This window comes from Luteolibacter arcticus (assembly GCF_025950235.1).
Lineage (GTDB): Bacteria > Verrucomicrobiota > Verrucomicrobiia > Verrucomicrobiales > Akkermansiaceae > Haloferula > Haloferula arctica.
Genome location: NZ_JAPDDT010000001.1, coordinates 88,134 through 104,190, shown reverse-complemented (window position 1 = coordinate 104,190; position 16,057 = coordinate 88,134). Strand labels below are relative to the sequence as shown.

Annotated in this window: 11 protein-coding genes; 7 read left to right on the top strand and 4 right to left on the bottom strand. The window is 62.8% G+C overall.

What is annotated here, in order from left to right; all coding sequences use genetic code 11:
• Nucleotides 1-7: 7 nt before the first annotated feature.
• Nucleotides 8-889, bottom strand: coding sequence for a sugar phosphate isomerase/epimerase family protein (locus OKA05_RS00405; RefSeq protein WP_264485102.1), 882 nt, complete (start codon nucleotides 887-889; stop codon nucleotides 8-10).
• A 144-nt stretch (nucleotides 890-1,033) separates the two neighbouring features.
• On the opposite strand from OKA05_RS00405, the gene nuoD reads away from it, so the two are divergent.
• Genes nuoD through nuoF form a run of 4 tightly spaced genes read left to right on the top strand, consistent with a single transcriptional unit; the run spans nucleotide 1,034 to nucleotide 4,952 of the window.
• Nucleotides 1,034-2,281 (top strand): NADH dehydrogenase (quinone) subunit D, encoded by a 1,248-nt coding sequence (gene nuoD, locus OKA05_RS00400; RefSeq protein WP_264485101.1) that lies wholly within the window; start codon nucleotides 1,034-1,036, stop codon nucleotides 2,279-2,281.
• Nucleotides 2,282-2,295: 14 nt separating this feature from the next.
• Entirely contained in the window at nucleotides 2,296-2,868 is a 573-nt protein-coding gene (locus tag OKA05_RS00395; protein ID WP_264485100.1) for an NADH-quinone oxidoreductase subunit NuoE family protein, read from the top strand.
• 15 nt (nucleotides 2,869-2,883) lie between these two features.
• A complete protein-coding gene (locus OKA05_RS00390) occupies nucleotides 2,884-3,549 on the top strand; it encodes a Uma2 family endonuclease (protein ID WP_264485099.1) in 666 nt (221 codons plus the stop codon).
• A complete protein-coding gene (nuoF, locus tag OKA05_RS00385) occupies nucleotides 3,546-4,952 on the top strand; it encodes an NADH-quinone oxidoreductase subunit NuoF (RefSeq protein WP_264485098.1) in 1,407 nt (468 codons plus the stop codon). Before OKA05_RS00390 ends, nuoF begins: the two co-directional genes overlap by 4 nt.
• Before the next feature lie 185 nt (nucleotides 4,953-5,137).
• On the opposite strand, the gene OKA05_RS00380 is transcribed toward nuoF, so the two are convergent.
• Nucleotides 5,138-5,956 carry a sterol desaturase family protein gene (locus OKA05_RS00380; protein WP_264485097.1) on the bottom strand — a complete coding sequence of 273 codons (819 nt, stop codon included), beginning with the start codon at nucleotides 5,954-5,956 and terminating at the stop codon, nucleotides 5,138-5,140.
• On the bottom strand, nucleotides 5,953-6,375 hold the full coding sequence (locus OKA05_RS00375; RefSeq protein WP_264485096.1) for a hypothetical protein: 423 nt from the start codon (nucleotides 6,373-6,375) through the stop codon (nucleotides 5,953-5,955). The genes OKA05_RS00380 and OKA05_RS00375 overlap by 4 nt, the downstream gene beginning before the upstream one ends.
• Before the next feature lie 319 nt (nucleotides 6,376-6,694).
• Here OKA05_RS00375 and OKA05_RS00370 point away from each other — a divergent pair, with 319 nt between their 5' ends.
• Complete coding sequence (locus OKA05_RS00370; RefSeq protein ID WP_264485095.1) at nucleotides 6,695-12,028, top strand: LamG-like jellyroll fold domain-containing protein; 5,334 nt, start codon at nucleotides 6,695-6,697, stop codon at nucleotides 12,026-12,028.
• A 91-nt stretch (nucleotides 12,029-12,119) separates the two neighbouring features.
• Here OKA05_RS00370 and OKA05_RS00365 read toward each other — a convergent pair whose 3' ends face one another.
• Nucleotides 12,120-14,000, bottom strand: coding sequence for an ABC transporter ATP-binding protein (locus OKA05_RS00365; protein ID WP_264485094.1), 1,881 nt, complete (start codon nucleotides 13,998-14,000; stop codon nucleotides 12,120-12,122).
• Between the two features lie 130 nt (nucleotides 14,001-14,130).
• Here OKA05_RS00365 and OKA05_RS00360 point away from each other — a divergent pair, with 130 nt between their 5' ends.
• Together OKA05_RS00360 and xseA are read left to right on the top strand one after the other, a co-directional pair.
• Entirely contained in the window at nucleotides 14,131-14,526 is a 396-nt protein-coding gene (locus OKA05_RS00360) for a DUF2721 domain-containing protein (RefSeq protein ID WP_264485093.1), read from the top strand.
• 100 nt (nucleotides 14,527-14,626) lie between these two features.
• Nucleotides 14,627-15,991 (top strand): exodeoxyribonuclease VII large subunit, encoded by a 1,365-nt coding sequence (gene xseA / locus OKA05_RS00355; protein WP_264485092.1) that lies wholly within the window; start codon nucleotides 14,627-14,629, stop codon nucleotides 15,989-15,991.
• Nucleotides 15,992-16,057: the final 66 nt, after the last annotated feature.

Sequence of the window (16,057 nt, the reverse complement as noted above, 5' to 3'; positions counted from 1 at the left end):
AGCCCTATCAGAGCTTCCCGAGGTAGGAAATGCTCTGCTTGATGCTGGCCATCGGGTCGGGCGAGTGGTCCTGCTCCACATGGCAGTGGACGACGCCGGCCTTTTCCGCGGCGGCAATGATCGGCTCCATCGGGATGATGCCGTTGCCGAGCTCCTTGAAGGCCTCCGGCGGCACGCTGCCGAAGTTCGGGGTGGTGATGCCGGCCTTGAGATCCTTGAGGTGGAGTTGGGTGACGCGGCCCGAAAGCTTCTCGATGAAACGGGCTGGCTCCAGGTTCGCCATCTGGACCCAGAAGACGTCGATCTCGAACTTCATGTCCTTGGAGAACTCCTCGATGAAAATGTCGTAGCCGCATTTTCCGTCCTTCTTCGGTTCGAATTCGAAGGAGTGGTTGTGATACGAGAGCTGAATTCCCGCAGCCTTGGAAAGCTCGGCCGCCTTGTTCGCGTTGGCCGCGATCTTCTTGTAGTCATCGAGCGTTTTGCGCTCGCCGTCCGCCAAATACGGGATGACCAGATGGCTGAGTCCGACCTCCTTGGCCTTCTCGACGATCTTCTGGAAATCGCTCATCGCCGCATCCTTCGGGCTGACCACGCTGGCCCACTCGAAGTGAGAGGAATTCAGGGCGAGGCCCGCGGCTTTCGCACCATCGATCAACGGCTGGCAATTCGGGAAACCATACGCTTCGACCTGCTTGTAGCCGGCCTCGGCGACGGCCTTCAGGGTGCCGCCCGGGTCTTTGCCGAGCGCATCGCGCAGGGTGTAAAGCTGAATGCCGATGTTCTTGCGATACTTGTTGTCCGGAGCGAGGGCGGCGAGCACTTGGCTGGCGGGGGTGAGGGCGAGCGACGAGGCAGCGGCGGAACGCAAGAAGGTGCGGCGTTTCATGGTCCCGAAGCTCGCGGGATGAGCACGCCGTGGCAAGCGCTCGCGGCGGCATCTGCCGGATGCCGGGGACTTTGTGAAAATTTTCACAAACTGCCTTGCCCGAGGGGCGGAGTTGGGGCCTGATTCCGCGGCCGGGATTCCCCAATGAGTAGCACCACGACCGAATACCAAGCCCCCGACGTGGCCGCGAAGGCCGCCGAGTACCACGAGGAAACGACGGACTTGATGGGCGAAAAGATGGTCCTGAACATGGGCCCATCCCACCCCGCCACGCACGGCGTGCTGCGCCTGATCCTGGAACTGGATGGCGAAATCATCACCAAAGCGGACCCGGACATTGGCTTCCTCCACCGCGGCGACGAGAAGATCGCGGAAAACATGCACTACAACCAGTTCGTGCCCTACACGGACCGGCTGGACTACCTCGCACCGCTGGCGAACAACGTCGCGTACGCCTGCGCCGTGGAAAAGCTGATGGGCTGGGAACTCCCCCCCCGCGGCCAAGCCCTGCGCGTCCTCTGCTGCGAGCTGGCCCGCATTTCCTCCCACCTGCTCGGCGTCGGCGTCTGCGCCATGGACGTGGGTGCGATGACCGTTTTCCTCTACACCTTCACGGAGCGGGAAAAGATCTACAATCTCTGCGAGCAGCTCACCGGTGCCCGCTTCACGACCTCCTACACGCGGGTCGGCGGCCAGCTCCGCGACATGCCACCGGGCTTCGATCAGGCAGTGCGCGTCTTCCTCGGCGAGTGCGAGACGACCATCGACGAGGTCGCCAAGCTGCTCGACAAGAACAAGATCTTCCGCGACCGCATGTGCGACATCGGGATCATCTCGAAGGAAGCCGCGATCGCCTGGGGCCTCACCGGCCCGAACCTGCGTGCCTCCGGCGTGCCGCGCGACTTGCGGAAGGATCGCCCCTACCTCGGCTACGAGAAATATGAGTTCGACGTGATCGTGGCGGATGAGGGTGACTGCTTCGCCCGCTACCAGGTGCGGATGGAAGAAATCCGCCAGTCGATCAAGATCTGCCGCCAGGTGCTCGACACCATGCCAGAGGGCCCGGTGAACCTCGCCGATACCAAGAGCATGCTCCCGAACAAGGAGAAGGTGCTGATGTCGATGGAAGAGCTGATCCACCACTTCATCGTCGCCACGCAGGGCATCGATGCCCCTCCGGGCGAAGTCTATTTCGGCGCGGAGAATCCGAAGGGCGAGCTCGGCTTCTACATCCACTCCACCGGCGGCGGCGTGCCGCACCGGCTGAAAATCCGCAGCCCCTCCTTCTGCAATCTTTCCCCGCTGTCCATCCTGCTGCCCGGGCACATGATTTCCGACGTCCCGGCCGTGCTCGGGTCGCTCGATTTCGTGATGGGCGAGTGTGACCGCTGAACGTATTTTCCAACATGTCCGCCTCGATCCTCGAAGACAACGTCGCCTCGCCGGAGACGCCCGGCTCGAAGTTCTACCCGCCCTTCGTGCCGACTGCGGCGCTTGAAGCCGAGGCCGACAAGCGCCTCTCCCAGTTTCCCGAGGATCAGAAGCGCTCGGCCGTCTTGCCGATCTTGCATTTCATCCAGCATCACCACGGATTCATCTCTGCAGAGGCGATCGAATGGACCGCCGCACGCCTTGAGATCCAGCCCGTGAAGGTGCTGGAAGTCGTGACCTTCTACCCCGGCTTCCGCCAATCGGCCCCGGGAAAGGTCCACTTCCGGGTCTGCCGCACATTGTCCTGCGCGATGGGTGGCTCGCACGAGCTGATGGAGAAGCTTTGCGAACTGACAGGCATTGATCGCTCGCATTCCGACTCGCACCATCACCCGGTGACCGTGTCGCCCTGCGGCAAGTGGTCGGTCGAATTCGCCGAGTGCCTCGCCTCCTGCGGCACCGCACCCGTTTGCCTCGCGAATGACGATTTCCACGAAGCCGTCACCGCCGACAAGGCGTCCGAGCTGCTGGCCAAATACGAGGCCTGAGGCTATTCTCCGGTCATGAGCCTGACTCCGGATCTTTTGGAACGCCCGACCCTCGCCTTGGAGGTGAAGGAGATCGCTGCGTTTCTGGCCGAGGAAGGAAAAGCTCGCGAGGCGTTTCGCGACAAGATCCAGCCACACGAGAAGGGCGAGTTCATCAACGGTGAAACGGTTATGCACTCCCCTGCTAGAGACGCGTACAATACCACAGTGGCGCTGATCCAACAAAGCATCCGGGTCGCCATTCAGGCGGGCAAGATCGGGGGGCATGTGGTTTTCGAAAAAGCCCTCTGTGCCTTCACCCGCAACGACTACGAGCCGGACGTGGCTTGGTTCTCTCCAGAAAAAGCCAAGCTCATCCGCCCCGACACCACGATCTATCCGGTCCCTGATTTCATCGCCGAAATCCTCTCTCCCGCCACCCGCAAGCGCGACCGCGGCGTGAAGTTCGACGACTACGCCGCCCATGGCGTCGCCGAATATTGGATCGTCGATGCCGACGAGCGCACGGTGGAGCAATACGTGATCGGCCCCGATGGCGTCTATCAGCTCGCCGAAAAGCGTGCACACGGCGACATGCGCCCCCAAAGCTTTCCCGGTCTGAACGTCCCGCTCGCGGCCTTGTTCGACTCCGCCGCCAATTTCGCCTTTCTCAAGACTCCTTCTCTGACCGCCGCCCCATGATCACCTACAAAGCCGGCAAGCAGCCCGACTCGCGCGAGTACCGACTCATCTTCAAGAACGTCGACCGCGAAAGCTGGGATCCGTCCATCGACTGCTACCTGCGTGATGGCGGCTACGAGGATCTGAAGAAGGCCATGGGCATGGAGCCCAAGGCGATCACCGAAGAAGTGAAGAAGTCCGGCCTGCGCGGCCGTGGAGGTGCCGGTTTCCCGACCGGCCTCAAGTGGACCTTCATCCCGCCGAACAACACCAAGCCGGTCTACCTGATCTGCAACTGCGACGAGTCCGAGCCAGGCACCTTCAAGGACCGCTACATCGTCCACCAGGATCCCCATCAGCTCGTCGAGGGCATGGTGATCTCCTGCTTTGCCGTCGGTGCGAAGGTTGCCTACATCTACATCCGCGAGGAGTTTCCCGAAGCCGCGCTGATCCTTGAGAACGCGATCGCCGAGGCAAAAGCGAAGAACTTCGTCGGCACGAACGTCCTCGGCTCCGGCTTCGACGTGGAAATCTACGTTCACCGTGGTGCCGCCGCCTACATCTGCGGCGAGGAAACCGGCCTGATCGAGTCGCTCGAAGGCAAGCGCGCCTACCCGCGGATCAAGCCACCTTACTTCCCTGCCGCACTCGGGCTCTACATGTGCCCGACCATCGTCAACAACGTCGAGTCGCTGTGCCACGTGAAGCACATCGTCCGCATGGGCGGCGACGAATACGCCAAGCTCGGCGTGAAGAACAACACCGGCACCCGCATCCTTTGCGTGTCCGGCGACGTGAAGAAGCCCGGCTACTTCGAGGTCGAAGTCGGCAAGGTGACCATGCGCGAGTTGCTCTACGACATGTGCGGCGGACCCAAGGACCGCCGTGAATTCAAGGCCGTGATCCCCGGCGGATCGTCGGCCAAGATCCTGCGCTGCGACGAGAGCTTCACCCTCAAGGGCAAGGGCCCGGAAGGCGCCGACCTCAAGATTTCGTTCTGGGACATCCCGATGGATTTCGACTCGCTCGCTGCCTGCGGCTCGATGGCAGGCTCCGGCGGGGTGATCGTCATGGACGACACGCGGAAGATGTCGTGGGTGCTCAACAACCTGAACACCTTCTACGCCCATGAATCCTGCGGACAGTGCACGCCCTGCCGCGAAGGCTCGATGTGGATGAAGAAGATCTCCGACCGCATCGTCGCCGGCGAAGCGTCGCCGAAGGACATCGCCACCTTGGAAAGCGTCGCCTATCAGATCGACGGCCGCACCATCTGCGCGTTTGGCGAAGCGTCGTCGTGGCCAGTGGAAGCGATCATCGCGAAGTTCCGCGACGAACTTCTCGCCGACACCAAGCCGGAGAACGAAGAGGTGCCGCACAACGCGGAAGCGCAAGCGCAGCAGCGTTACCTGCAGCACGCGTGAGCGGCGCTTGGCGAGTAGACAGCCACCCGCTCCGGTGACCATCTAACAGCACAGCGCCTACAACCATCTAACAGCACGAGCTCCAGCGACCGCGTAGCGGTCAAGGATGGTAGCCGTGGGCTTTCAGCCCACGGACCCGGCAGCGGAGCGCAACGTGTCGCGTAGCGACACCGGAACCTGCAGGGTTATGCCGTCTTCCCAAGTTGCGTCTGCATCGCCTTCTTCCGAGACCCACGCTTTCTCCGCCGGAAAGGATGCAGCATCTGCCCGAGATACCCGCGTGGCATTTCCTCATGCACGCCGAATGCGTCGGGCTCGTGGTCAGGGCAGCAATACGTGCCGAAGGCGAGGTCCATCAGCGGAGAGATGTTCGCATAGTTCCCCGCATCACGTGCCCGGTCGTGGTGCCAGTGATGAAGCTCCGGCGCGCCGACGAACCAGCGCAGCGGACCGATCGGCAGGCGCACGTTCGAGTGAATGTAGATCGCCCAGATGCCACGGAAGGCAATCAATCCCGCCAACGTCTCCAAGGGGAATCCGAGCAGGAAGGCAGGCAGATTGATCAGACCCATCGTGTAAACGGTATCGAGCGGATGCTCACGATGAGCCGCCAGCCAATCGAGATGCTCGGCACTGTGATGAACCGAATGGAAGCGCCATAGGAACGGCACGCGATGCTGAAGCCGGTGGCCCCAATAGACGAAGAAATCGCTCAACAGGATCACCTCCACCGCCTGCAGCCACCACGGCTGCCCCGCCACGGCCGCACGGAACGTCGCCGGCACCACGCCATCGATCCAATCTCCGAAGCGACTCAGCAGCCACAGCACCAGTGCGCTCCACAGGAGATACTGGCCGAGGAAAAAACACAGGTCCAGCCACCACGCCGGCCGAAAGAAGCGCTGGCCCGGTTTGGCAGGAAAGGCGCGCTCCAGCGGGACAAAGACAAGGCACAGGAACAGGAGGCTTCCGCCGGTGGCGAGCAGCATCGAAGGCACGTTCATGGCTCCTCCTCCGCTTTGTCAGGCGACAAGATCGGGTCGATGCTCTTCGAGCCGGGCAAGACGGTCCGCAGCTTCGGCGGTGGCTCTTTTTTCTCGTCGTCCGGTGGCAGAACCAAACCCGATTTCGAACCCGGAAGAATGGTGCGCCCTGGTTCATAAGCGGGAACCGGTTGGATGGAGTCGGCATTCGTCCGGGGATCCTCGGGCAGGTCCAACTTCAGCCCGCTTCCCTCTCCTGATATCCCCGCACTTTTCGGACCCGGGAGAATCATTCTCTCATACGCTTCCGCCTCCTTGGCCCGACTATCCTCGGACTTCTTCTGGCTCCACCACACATAGCCGCCGCCAAGCGCAACTGTGCTGCATAACGCGAGGACCTTCAGCAAACCACCGGAGCTTCTCATCCCGATCGCATACATCGGAGCGGTGATCCGCATCAAGCTTCCCCGTCTCGGTTTACGACAAGTTTACACGACGAGCTATCCCGGAAAGGGGCGATAGCCATTCGTCCGGTTGATCCGAATCTAAGTAAAAGCTGGGGATTCCAACGAAAGGCATTCGCCTGGGTATGAATCCCCCACCCTCGGCAATCCGATCATAGCCCGAAACGACGTACTACGCTTTCAATCAAGGAGTCGCGAAACCCACTCCTCCTGCCAGAGCGACGTACCTGCAAAAAACGCCATGAATTCCCGCCGGACCCACGGGCTCGTTCCGCTCGTACACGCTTTGGCCGCCGTGTCACTTTTGACGGGGGGCCGTGCCGATCTCGTCAATCGCTGGTCCTTCAACAACGCCGTCGGCAATGCCCCCGCCGGCACCACCATCGCCGACCGCGTGGGCACCTCCACTGCCGCCGTGGTAGGCCTCAATGCCTCCTTCAATGGGAGCTCGCTGGTCGTACCCGGAACGACCACCGGTAATCAGACCCCTGCGAACATCGCGGCGTATGTCGACCTTCCCAACGGCCTGATTTCAACGAAGACAAACCTCTCCGTGGAGATCTGGGCCACGCCGGTCTCGGTTAAGAACTGGCAGCGGCTGTTCGACTTCGGACGGATGGGCCAGCTTCAATCGGGAGTCCGCGGCGGCATGCAGGTCCCCGCGGGAGAGATTCAACCCAACGCTACCCAAGCACCTAACGACGCCTCCTCGAGCGACGACTTTGCCTTGGCGATTCACCGGACCAGCACTGCCAACACCCAGCGGATGATGGGGCGCCTGGACGGCTTGACCGAAACCGGCAGCAACACCGGCGCAAGTCTGGCGGCGGGCACTCAGTATCACTTCCTCTGCACCTTCACCGATGGTCTCGGGACCTTCGGCTCTTCCGGCGGACAGATGGCCTGGTATCTCAATGGCACGCTGGTCAGTACCCTCGACGTCGATTTCCATCTCGCCGAGGTCCAGGACCGGAACAACTGGCTGGGCCGCTCGATGTACTCCGCGGACAGCAACGCCAACGTCGCTTACAACGAGGTGCGTCTCTACAACCACGTGCTGACACCCGCGGAGATCACCGCGAACATCGCGGCCGGCCCCGACAATCTCGGCGAGGCTGAGCCCGACCCGCCACCGGTGCCGGACAACCTCTGGGCCTTCACCACCCAGGCCGATTCCGAAGCCGAGTCCGGCACCACCTTCGCCGATAGCATCGGCGGCGTGGTCGCAACCCTGCGTGGCAACGGAGGCTCGCTCACCGGCGGCTCCGTGGTCCTGCCTGGAAGCACCACCGGCAACCAACCGGCCTCAACCATCTCCGCCTACCTCGACTTGCCGAACGGGCTCGTCACGCAGACTCCCAGCGTAAGCTTCGAAGCATGGGCCAGTCCGCTGTCGTCGAAGAGCTGGCAACGGCTCTTCGACTTCGGTCGTTGTGCGGCCAGTCATGGAACCGGCGGGGCGACCGGCGAGATCCTCGACACCGCCATCGCACCGGGCAACACCGCAGCTTACGACAATCTCAGCCTCACCTTCAACAACGCCGGGAACATGAATTCCCAGCAGCTCGAAGGACAATACGACGGCAATCCCGCGCAATACACGTTCACCACCGCCGCGACCACAGCCGGCACCAGCTATCACTACGTGCTGGTCGTTGAAGATGGCATCGGCACCTATGGGTCCAATGGCTGCCAGGCGCGCTGGTATCGCAATGGCGTGCTCCAGAACTCAATGGACTTCCAATTCCACCTCAGCGGGATGGAAGACGTGAACAACTGGATCGGCCGCTCGATGTACTCCGGCGACTCGAACGCGCACATGGCGCTCGATGAATTGCGCATCTATCGCCGCGCCATCACGCCGTCGGAAATCACGGCGAGCTTCACGGCCGGCCCGGATCCCGCGGTGGGACCACCCGAGCCCCCTGCCCCGGCACCCGTTCCCACGCGTCGCTGGACCTTTGACACCACCGCCGGCAATGCACCGGCCGGCACCATCTTCCTCGACATCGCCACCGGTGAAGTCGCCACCGTCCAAGGCAATGGCGCGACCCTCACCGGCACCCAGCTCCTGCTGCCAGGCACCACCACCAATGGCAACCAGACCGCCGCTAACATCTCCGCCTACCTCGACCTGCCGAATGGCATCCTCTCGTCGCGACCCGACCTCACGTTCGAGGCATGGGCCACTCCGGTGTCTTCGAAGAACTGGCAGCGTCTCTTTGACTTCGGCAATTCATCGATCACCAGCGGCCCCGGTGCGGAGACCGGTGAGATCATCGACTCCGGCACCGCGCCCGGCGCCTTCGTCGCCAACGACAACCTCTTCCTCTCGCTCAACAACGTCGGCACGCTCGGCTCCCATCGCCTCGAAGCGAAGCTCGCCGGCGACCGCACCGTGACCAACAACGCCGACCTCTCCTCCGCCACCACTGCGGGCACCCAGTATCACTACGTGATGACCGTGAAGGACGGCGGAGGTGCCAGTGGGGCCACGGGCTGCCTCGTGAAGTGGTTCCGCAACGGCACTCTCATTGGCTCGATCGACCTGCCCTACCGGCTGCCCGACCTTCACGACGTGAACAACTGGATCGGCCGCTCGATGTGGGCCGCGGACATGAACTCGAATCTCTCCCTCGACGAACTCCGGATCTACGACCGGGCCATCACCACCGCCGAGGTCGCTTCGACTTTCACGGCCGGACCTGATGCCACCTTCGCACCGCCGGTCGCGGGCAATGACCAAGCCACCATCCACGCGAATCAGAAGGTGCTGATCGACGTGCTTGCCAATGACACCGGCGAGCCCGTCAGCGGCAGCTTGCAGATCGTCAACCCGCCGTCGGCGGGAGTGGCCACCCTTTCCCACGGCAAGATCCTCTACACCCACACCGGCAGCAGCGCGGCACCCGTGGTCTTCACCTACAGCATCTCGAATGTCAGCGGCACCACGGTCACCGGCACCGTGACGATCGACTTCGCTTCCTCACTGCGCCTCACCAACCCGGCGCTCGCGATGCCCGCGGCACCACCAGTCACCTCGTGGCAACTCGTTGAAGCCCTGCCCGGTCTCGTTTTCAACCGCCCCGTCTCCCTGACTTCAGTCCCCGGCGATGCGAACCAGCTCTACGTCTGCGAACAAGGGGGCATCATCAAGCGCGTGGCCGATGTCACATCGCTCACACCTGCCACTAATGTCTTCCTCGACCTCTCTGCTCTGGGCGGTGGCTTCAACATCGGCCCCTTGTTAGCCGGGCAACCTGAGAACGGCCTGCTCGGCCTCGCCTTCCATCCGAACTACGCCACCAACGGCTACTTCTACGTCGCCTACACGGTGAGCTTCAGCGGCGACTACTTCCAGCGCGTTTCCCGCTTCACCCGTGACACCTCCAATCCCACCATCGCAAATCCGGCCAGCGAAGAAATCCTCCTCCACATCGACGACTTCGGCCTGAATCACAACGGTGGCGACCTCCACTTCGGACCCAACGACGGCTATCTTTACTACGGAACGGGCGACGGCGATAACTCCAGGTTCGGCCAGGAAAGAAGCCAGAAAATCGATGACGACTTCTACTCCGGCATCTTCCGGATCGACGTGGACAAGAAGCCGGGAAGCCTGCCGCCGAATCCTCACAACTCCATTTACACCGACGACGACGACGGCGTGGCCGACTTCCACGTACCGCCCGACAATCCGTTCGTCCACACCAGCCTCAGTCCCAGCGGCACGTGGAATGGCACCTACAATGGAGTCGACTACACCGGCTCGCTGGGCTCGGTGCGCACCGAGTTCTGGGCCACCGGCATCCGCCACGCCTGGCGCATGTCCTTCGACCCGGTCACTGGCGACCTTTGGGAAGGTGATGTCGGACAGAATACCTACGAGGAAATCAACAAGATCGTAAAGGGCGGCAACTACGGCTGGGCCTACCGCGAGGGCGCCCATAACCACAACGGCGCACTCGGCACCGCGCCTGTCGGCTTCACTTCGATCAATCCCGTCTACGAATACGTCCACACCGGCGTCGCCGGCGGTGACGCCGCCTACAAGGGGAACTCGGTCGTCGGGGGCTATGTCTATCGCGGCACTCGCTATCCATCGCTCGCAGGCAGCTACGTCTTCAGTGACTCCGTGTCCGGCCACGTGTGGCAGATGAACACGACCACCGGCGCGACGACGCGCCTCACCGGCCTGCCCGGTGCCTACGGCGTCCTATCATCGCAGGGCGTGGATCCCTACAACAAGGACCTGCTGTTCTGCGCCTATCTCACCGGCAAGATCATGCGCCTCGGCACCGGCAGCACGGTCGCCGGCAGCTTCCCCACCACGCTCAGTGAGACCAGCCTGTTCGCCGACCTGACCGATCTCTCGCCGTCGCCCGGCCTGCTGCCCTATCAGCCTAACCTCGCCTTCTGGAGCGACCACGCGATCAAGCGCCGCTGGTTCACCATCCCCAACGCCTCGGACAAGATGACCTGGAGCAAGGACGGCAACTGGACCTACCCGGCCGGCACCGTGTGGGTGAAGCACTTCGATCTGGAGATGAGCCGCGGCAACCCGGCGACGAAGAAGCGCATTGAAACCCGCGTGCTGGTGAAAACCGACACCACGGTTTACGGCGTCAGCTACCGTTGGAACGAGGCCCAGACCGAGGCCAATCTCGTCGAGGATGCAGGCACCGACTTCGATCTCGCCATCGATGACCACGGCACGCCACACACGCAACGCTGGCAGATCCCCAGCCGGTCGAGCTGCCTCACCTGCCACACACCGCAGGGCGGCCACGCGCTTTCCTTCAATACCCGCCAGCTCAACCTGACCAACACCATCAACGGCTACAGCGGCAACCAGCTCGACGTGCTCGCGGCAAACAACTTCCTCTCTAACACCCCGGATCCCGTCGCCACCCTCTCCCGCCACCTCCGGCCGGATGAAACACAGTATCCGCTCGAACAACGCGCCCGTTCGTACTTCGCGGTGAACTGCTCCTACTGCCACCAGGCGGGCGGCAGCGTCAGTGGCCTCTGGGATGGCCGCGCGCATCTCACGCTGGAGCAAACCGGCTTGATCAACGGCGTTGCCGAAAACGACGGCGACAACCCGCTCAACAAGTACATCGTGCCGGGCGACACCACCCACAGCATCGTGCTCAACCGCATGGCGGCGACCAATGGCTTCGGCCGCATGCCCCCGCTCGGCACCAGCGAAGTGGACCCGGCGAACATCCAGCTCATCACCGAGTGGATCAACAGCGACCTGCCGAACCGGCCGCTCTATGACCAGTGGCGCGACGGCTTCTTCGCAATCAACAATCCCGACGGCATCAAGTCCGCCGACCCCGACGGCGACGGCGCGAGCAACTACGACGAGTACTTGTTAGGCAGCTCACCCGTCGCCGGCAGCGACGCATGGCAGGCCTCGATCGCCGGTGGCTCACTGCAGTTCTTGAGAAAGTCGCACCGCTACTACGCCATCCAGACCAGCGACGATCTCTCCTCGTGGCAGCCGTGGAGCATTCCGGAAATCGACAGCGCCTATCAGTCCAGCGACACCCTCACCGAGATCCCGCTGCCTGCCGATCCGGATGGAATGAAGTTCTTCCGCTTCCAAGTCACCGAACCGTAAGCCCACTGGGACCGCGGGATTTATCCCGCTTGGACGGTAGGTTCGCCGGTCCGGTGCAGCGGAACAAATCCCGCGCTCCCAGTCGACCATCTCAGTGCCGCTGCATCTCCAACAGATTCCGGAACAGGTCGTGCTTCTCCTGAAGTTCCTGGAACGTGCCATCGCCAACAATTTTACCTCCATCGAAAACAAGGATGCGGTCCGCAATCCGGATCGTGCTGAAACGGTGCGCAATGATGAACGTCGTGCGGCCGCGGGTCAGGTCGGCGAGTTCCTCCTGAATCCGCGCTTCCGCCTCGGAGTCCAACGCTGAGGTCGCTTCGTCGAGGATCAGCACCGGCGCGTTCTTGAGGAACGCACGCGCAATTGAAATCCGCTGCTTCTGCCCGCCGGAGAGCTGGGCACCACGTTCACCCACTTGGGTGTCGTAGCCCTGTGGCTGCGCCATGATGAAGTCGTGGGCATGGGCCTGTCGTGCGGCTTCCTTGACCTCCTCCTCGGTCGCACCCATCCGACCCAATTTGATGTTCTCAAGAATGGTTCCCGAGAAAAGCACCGCCTCCTGCGGCACAATGGTGATGTGGTCGCGCAGGTCCTTTAGCCGCAGCTCGCGCAGGTCCACGCCATCGAGCAGGATCCTGCCCTCCACCGGATCGTAGAATCGCGGCACCATGCTCGCGAAGGTCGTCTTGCCCGCGCCTGACTTCCCTACCAGCGCGATCACCTGACCGGCGGGCACATCGAGCGTGATGCCGTTGAGAGCGGCATTATCGCCGTAGGCAAAGTTCACGTTCTCGAATACAACACGGCCTGCGACACGGTCGATGGTCACCGGATTCGGCGGATCGGTCACCCCTTCCTCGGCATGAAGAATGGTTTCCAACCGGTCGAGCGAGGCCTCGCCCTGCTTCATGCGGTTGTGGATTTCCCCCAGCTTCTTCATCGGGTCGTAGCACAGGTAAAGCGCCGTTACCACGCCCATGAAGCGTTCTAGCGAGAGCCCCTTCGAGGCACCGTAGCCGAGCGCGAATGCCACCACCGCGGCCGCCACCATCTCGATGATTGGCGGCGTGAGGTAGCGGTACTTGATCACTTTGAGGTGAAACTTCGTCCACCGGCCGATGCCTTGGAGGAAGCGCTGGCCCATCATCTCTTCCAGGTTGAAGGCACGGATCTCGCGCGTGGCGCCGAGGGTTTCCGCCAGCACCGCCGAATTGTCACCGGACTCGCGCTGCATGTGCGCGGCCTTGCGCATCAGGCGTTTGCCCAGGAAGCGGATCGGCACCACCACAATCGGGATGCTCAGCAGGCAGATGATGAGGAAGAACGAGTCGCTGTTCTCGACACTGTCGGTGATCAGGAAGGCCAGCGCGCCGATCAATGTGAACGGCTGCTTGATCAGGTCGTTGGAGATCGTCGTCACCACCCCTTGCAGCATGTTCGAGTCGGTGATCACCCGGCTGATCAGGTCGCCCGTCTTGCGGCCGCTGAAGAAGCCGAGCGGCAGCCGCTGCAGTTTCACGAAAACCGACTGCTGGATATCACGCAGCACGTGGAGACCGGCGGCGGTGACGAAATAGACGTTCAGGAAACCGGCGAGACCGCGCAGCAGGGCCGCCAGCGGAATGATGGCACAGGCGGCGATCAGCACCGCACGGGGCGCATTCTCCACTCCCAGACTCTCGCTGAAGAAGGTTCTCACCTTTTCCGTCTTCTTCAGGTTCGCCATTTCCTCCCCGAACGCGCCATTCAGCAGTTCGTTCGCCTTTTCCGGCCCGACCGAGTCGTTCAGGGTCCGCTGCACCTCGGCAATCCTCTCGGTCTTGCCGAAGATGATCGGGAAGGCGGTCTTCACGACCAGCGGCATGCCGAAGCCGCTGACGATCGCGAAGACGATGCCGGCGATGACGCCGGTAATGAAGGTGCTTTTGACGCCCTTGAGGTAGGCGAAGTAGGGATAGAATCGCTTCATCCGTGTGGGGGCGGAGATTCTCCCCCCCGCACCCCGGCGGCAAGCCCGGAACACAGCCTCCCGAGGCACGAAAAAGCTTGCCAAAGCGACCGCGGTTGCCACCCGGCACGCCGCCCGCTAGACCGTTCGCGTGACCTTGGAAGTCTCCACGCCCGCCCTGCTGTTCCCCGCGATCAGCCTGCTCTTCCTGTCCTATACCAACCGCTTCCTCCACCTGTCCGCCCTGATCCGCCAGCTTCACAAGGACTGGCTTCAAGACGGCGAGGACCTGCTGCGGGCACAGATCGACAATCTGCGGCGGCGGCTCACGCTGATCCGCCTCATGCAGCTCTTCGGCGCCTTCAGCCTGTTTCTCTGCGTGATCGCGATGCTCGCCGTGATCGCCGGCACGCAGACCCTCGCGATTCCCTCGTTCATCATCGCGCTGGCGCTGATGGGCTGCTCGCTGGCCTGCCTCTGCTACGAGGTCTGGATTTCCGGAGGAGCGCTGCGCATCCTTCTCAACGCCGTGCAGGAAAAGCGCTGACCCCTGGGAGCGCGGAGCCTCCGGCCCGCAAAAGCACCTTTAATCTCCCGCTTCCCCCCGACAGCCCGCGCCACCAGCTTTCCGCTCTTCCGCCTCTGCCATGGACGATCTCTTTGCCCCAAAACCCGCCCCCGCTCCCAAGGCGCTGTCCGTCACGCAGCTCGTGCGGCGGATGAAGAACCTGCTGGAGATCGAACTCGGCGAGGTCTGGGTCGAGGGCGAGGTCTCCAACTTGAAGAAGCAGGCCAGCGGCCACTGGTATTTCTCACTGAAGGACGATGGCGCGCAGATCCAGTGCGCGATGTTCGGCGCGCGGAAACGCCCGGGCGCCGACGTGCTGGAGGACGGCGTAAAAGTCCGTGCCTTCGCCGAGCCGAGCGTTTACGAGGCCCGCGGCCAGCTCCAGCTCATCGTGCAGCGGGTCGAGCGCGCCGGTGTCGGCGAGTTGCAGGCACGCTTTGAAGCCCTGAAGCGCAAGCTCCAGGCCGAAGGCTTGTTCGATGCCGAGCGGAAGAAGCCGATTCCCTCCTTTCCCCGGGTCGTCGGCATCGTGACGTCCGACACCGGCGCGGCGGTCCGAGATATCCTCAACATCCTCGAACGCCGTGCCCCATGGGTGCAGCCGGTGCTTTATCCGGTCCGTGTCCAAGGCCGGGGTGCCGAGCTCGAGATCGCGCGGGCGATTGAGCGAATGTCGCAGCCGGAGAAGTACGGCATTCCTCGTAGCGACGTCCTGATCGTCGGTCGTGGTGGCGGATCGATCGAGGACCTGTGGAACTTCAACGAGGAGGTCGTCGCCCGAGCCATCGCCGCGTGCCCGATCCCCATCATCTCCGCGGTCGGCCATGAGATCGATTTCACCATCGCCGACTTCGTCGCCGACCTCCGTGCCCCGACACCCAGCGCCGCGGCGGAACTCGCAGTGCCCGATGGCGAAGAGTTGAAGGCACGGCTCGGCATCCTGAAGCGCCGCCTCTCCCGCCGGGTCCATGACCGCACCGAGCGACTCGCGATGATGCTCGAAAACCTCCGCCGCGGCGTCTTGTCCCGTGGCGGCGAACGCCTGCTCCGCGAACCCGTGCTACGGCTCGATTCCCTACGTGGCCGGCTTTCGTCCGCCGCAGAAGGCGATCTCCGCCATCGTGAACAACGGCTCAAGGAACTTGGTCGCACCCTCGCGGCGCATCATCCGGCACGACAGCTCGAGATCCGCTCCGAGCATCTTGGCCGCCTGCGCGGCCAATTTGAACGGGCAGCATCGCGACAGTTGGAAGAGTCCAGCCAACGCATCCACCGCCTGCGCTCGCTGCTTCGCACGCTCGGCCCAGCTTCTGCCTTCGAGCGCGGCTTTTCCATCGCCCTCGATACAACCGGCCGCATCATCCGCTCCACCGCCGACGTCGCTCCGGGCGAGGAGATCCACACCAAGGTGAAGGACGGGGTGATCCGGAGCACGGCGAAGTAGCCGCCCGACCTTTGAATGAAAGACGAAAGCCGGGCAGAGCGTCGCTTTCCATCTCATTCCTTTCCC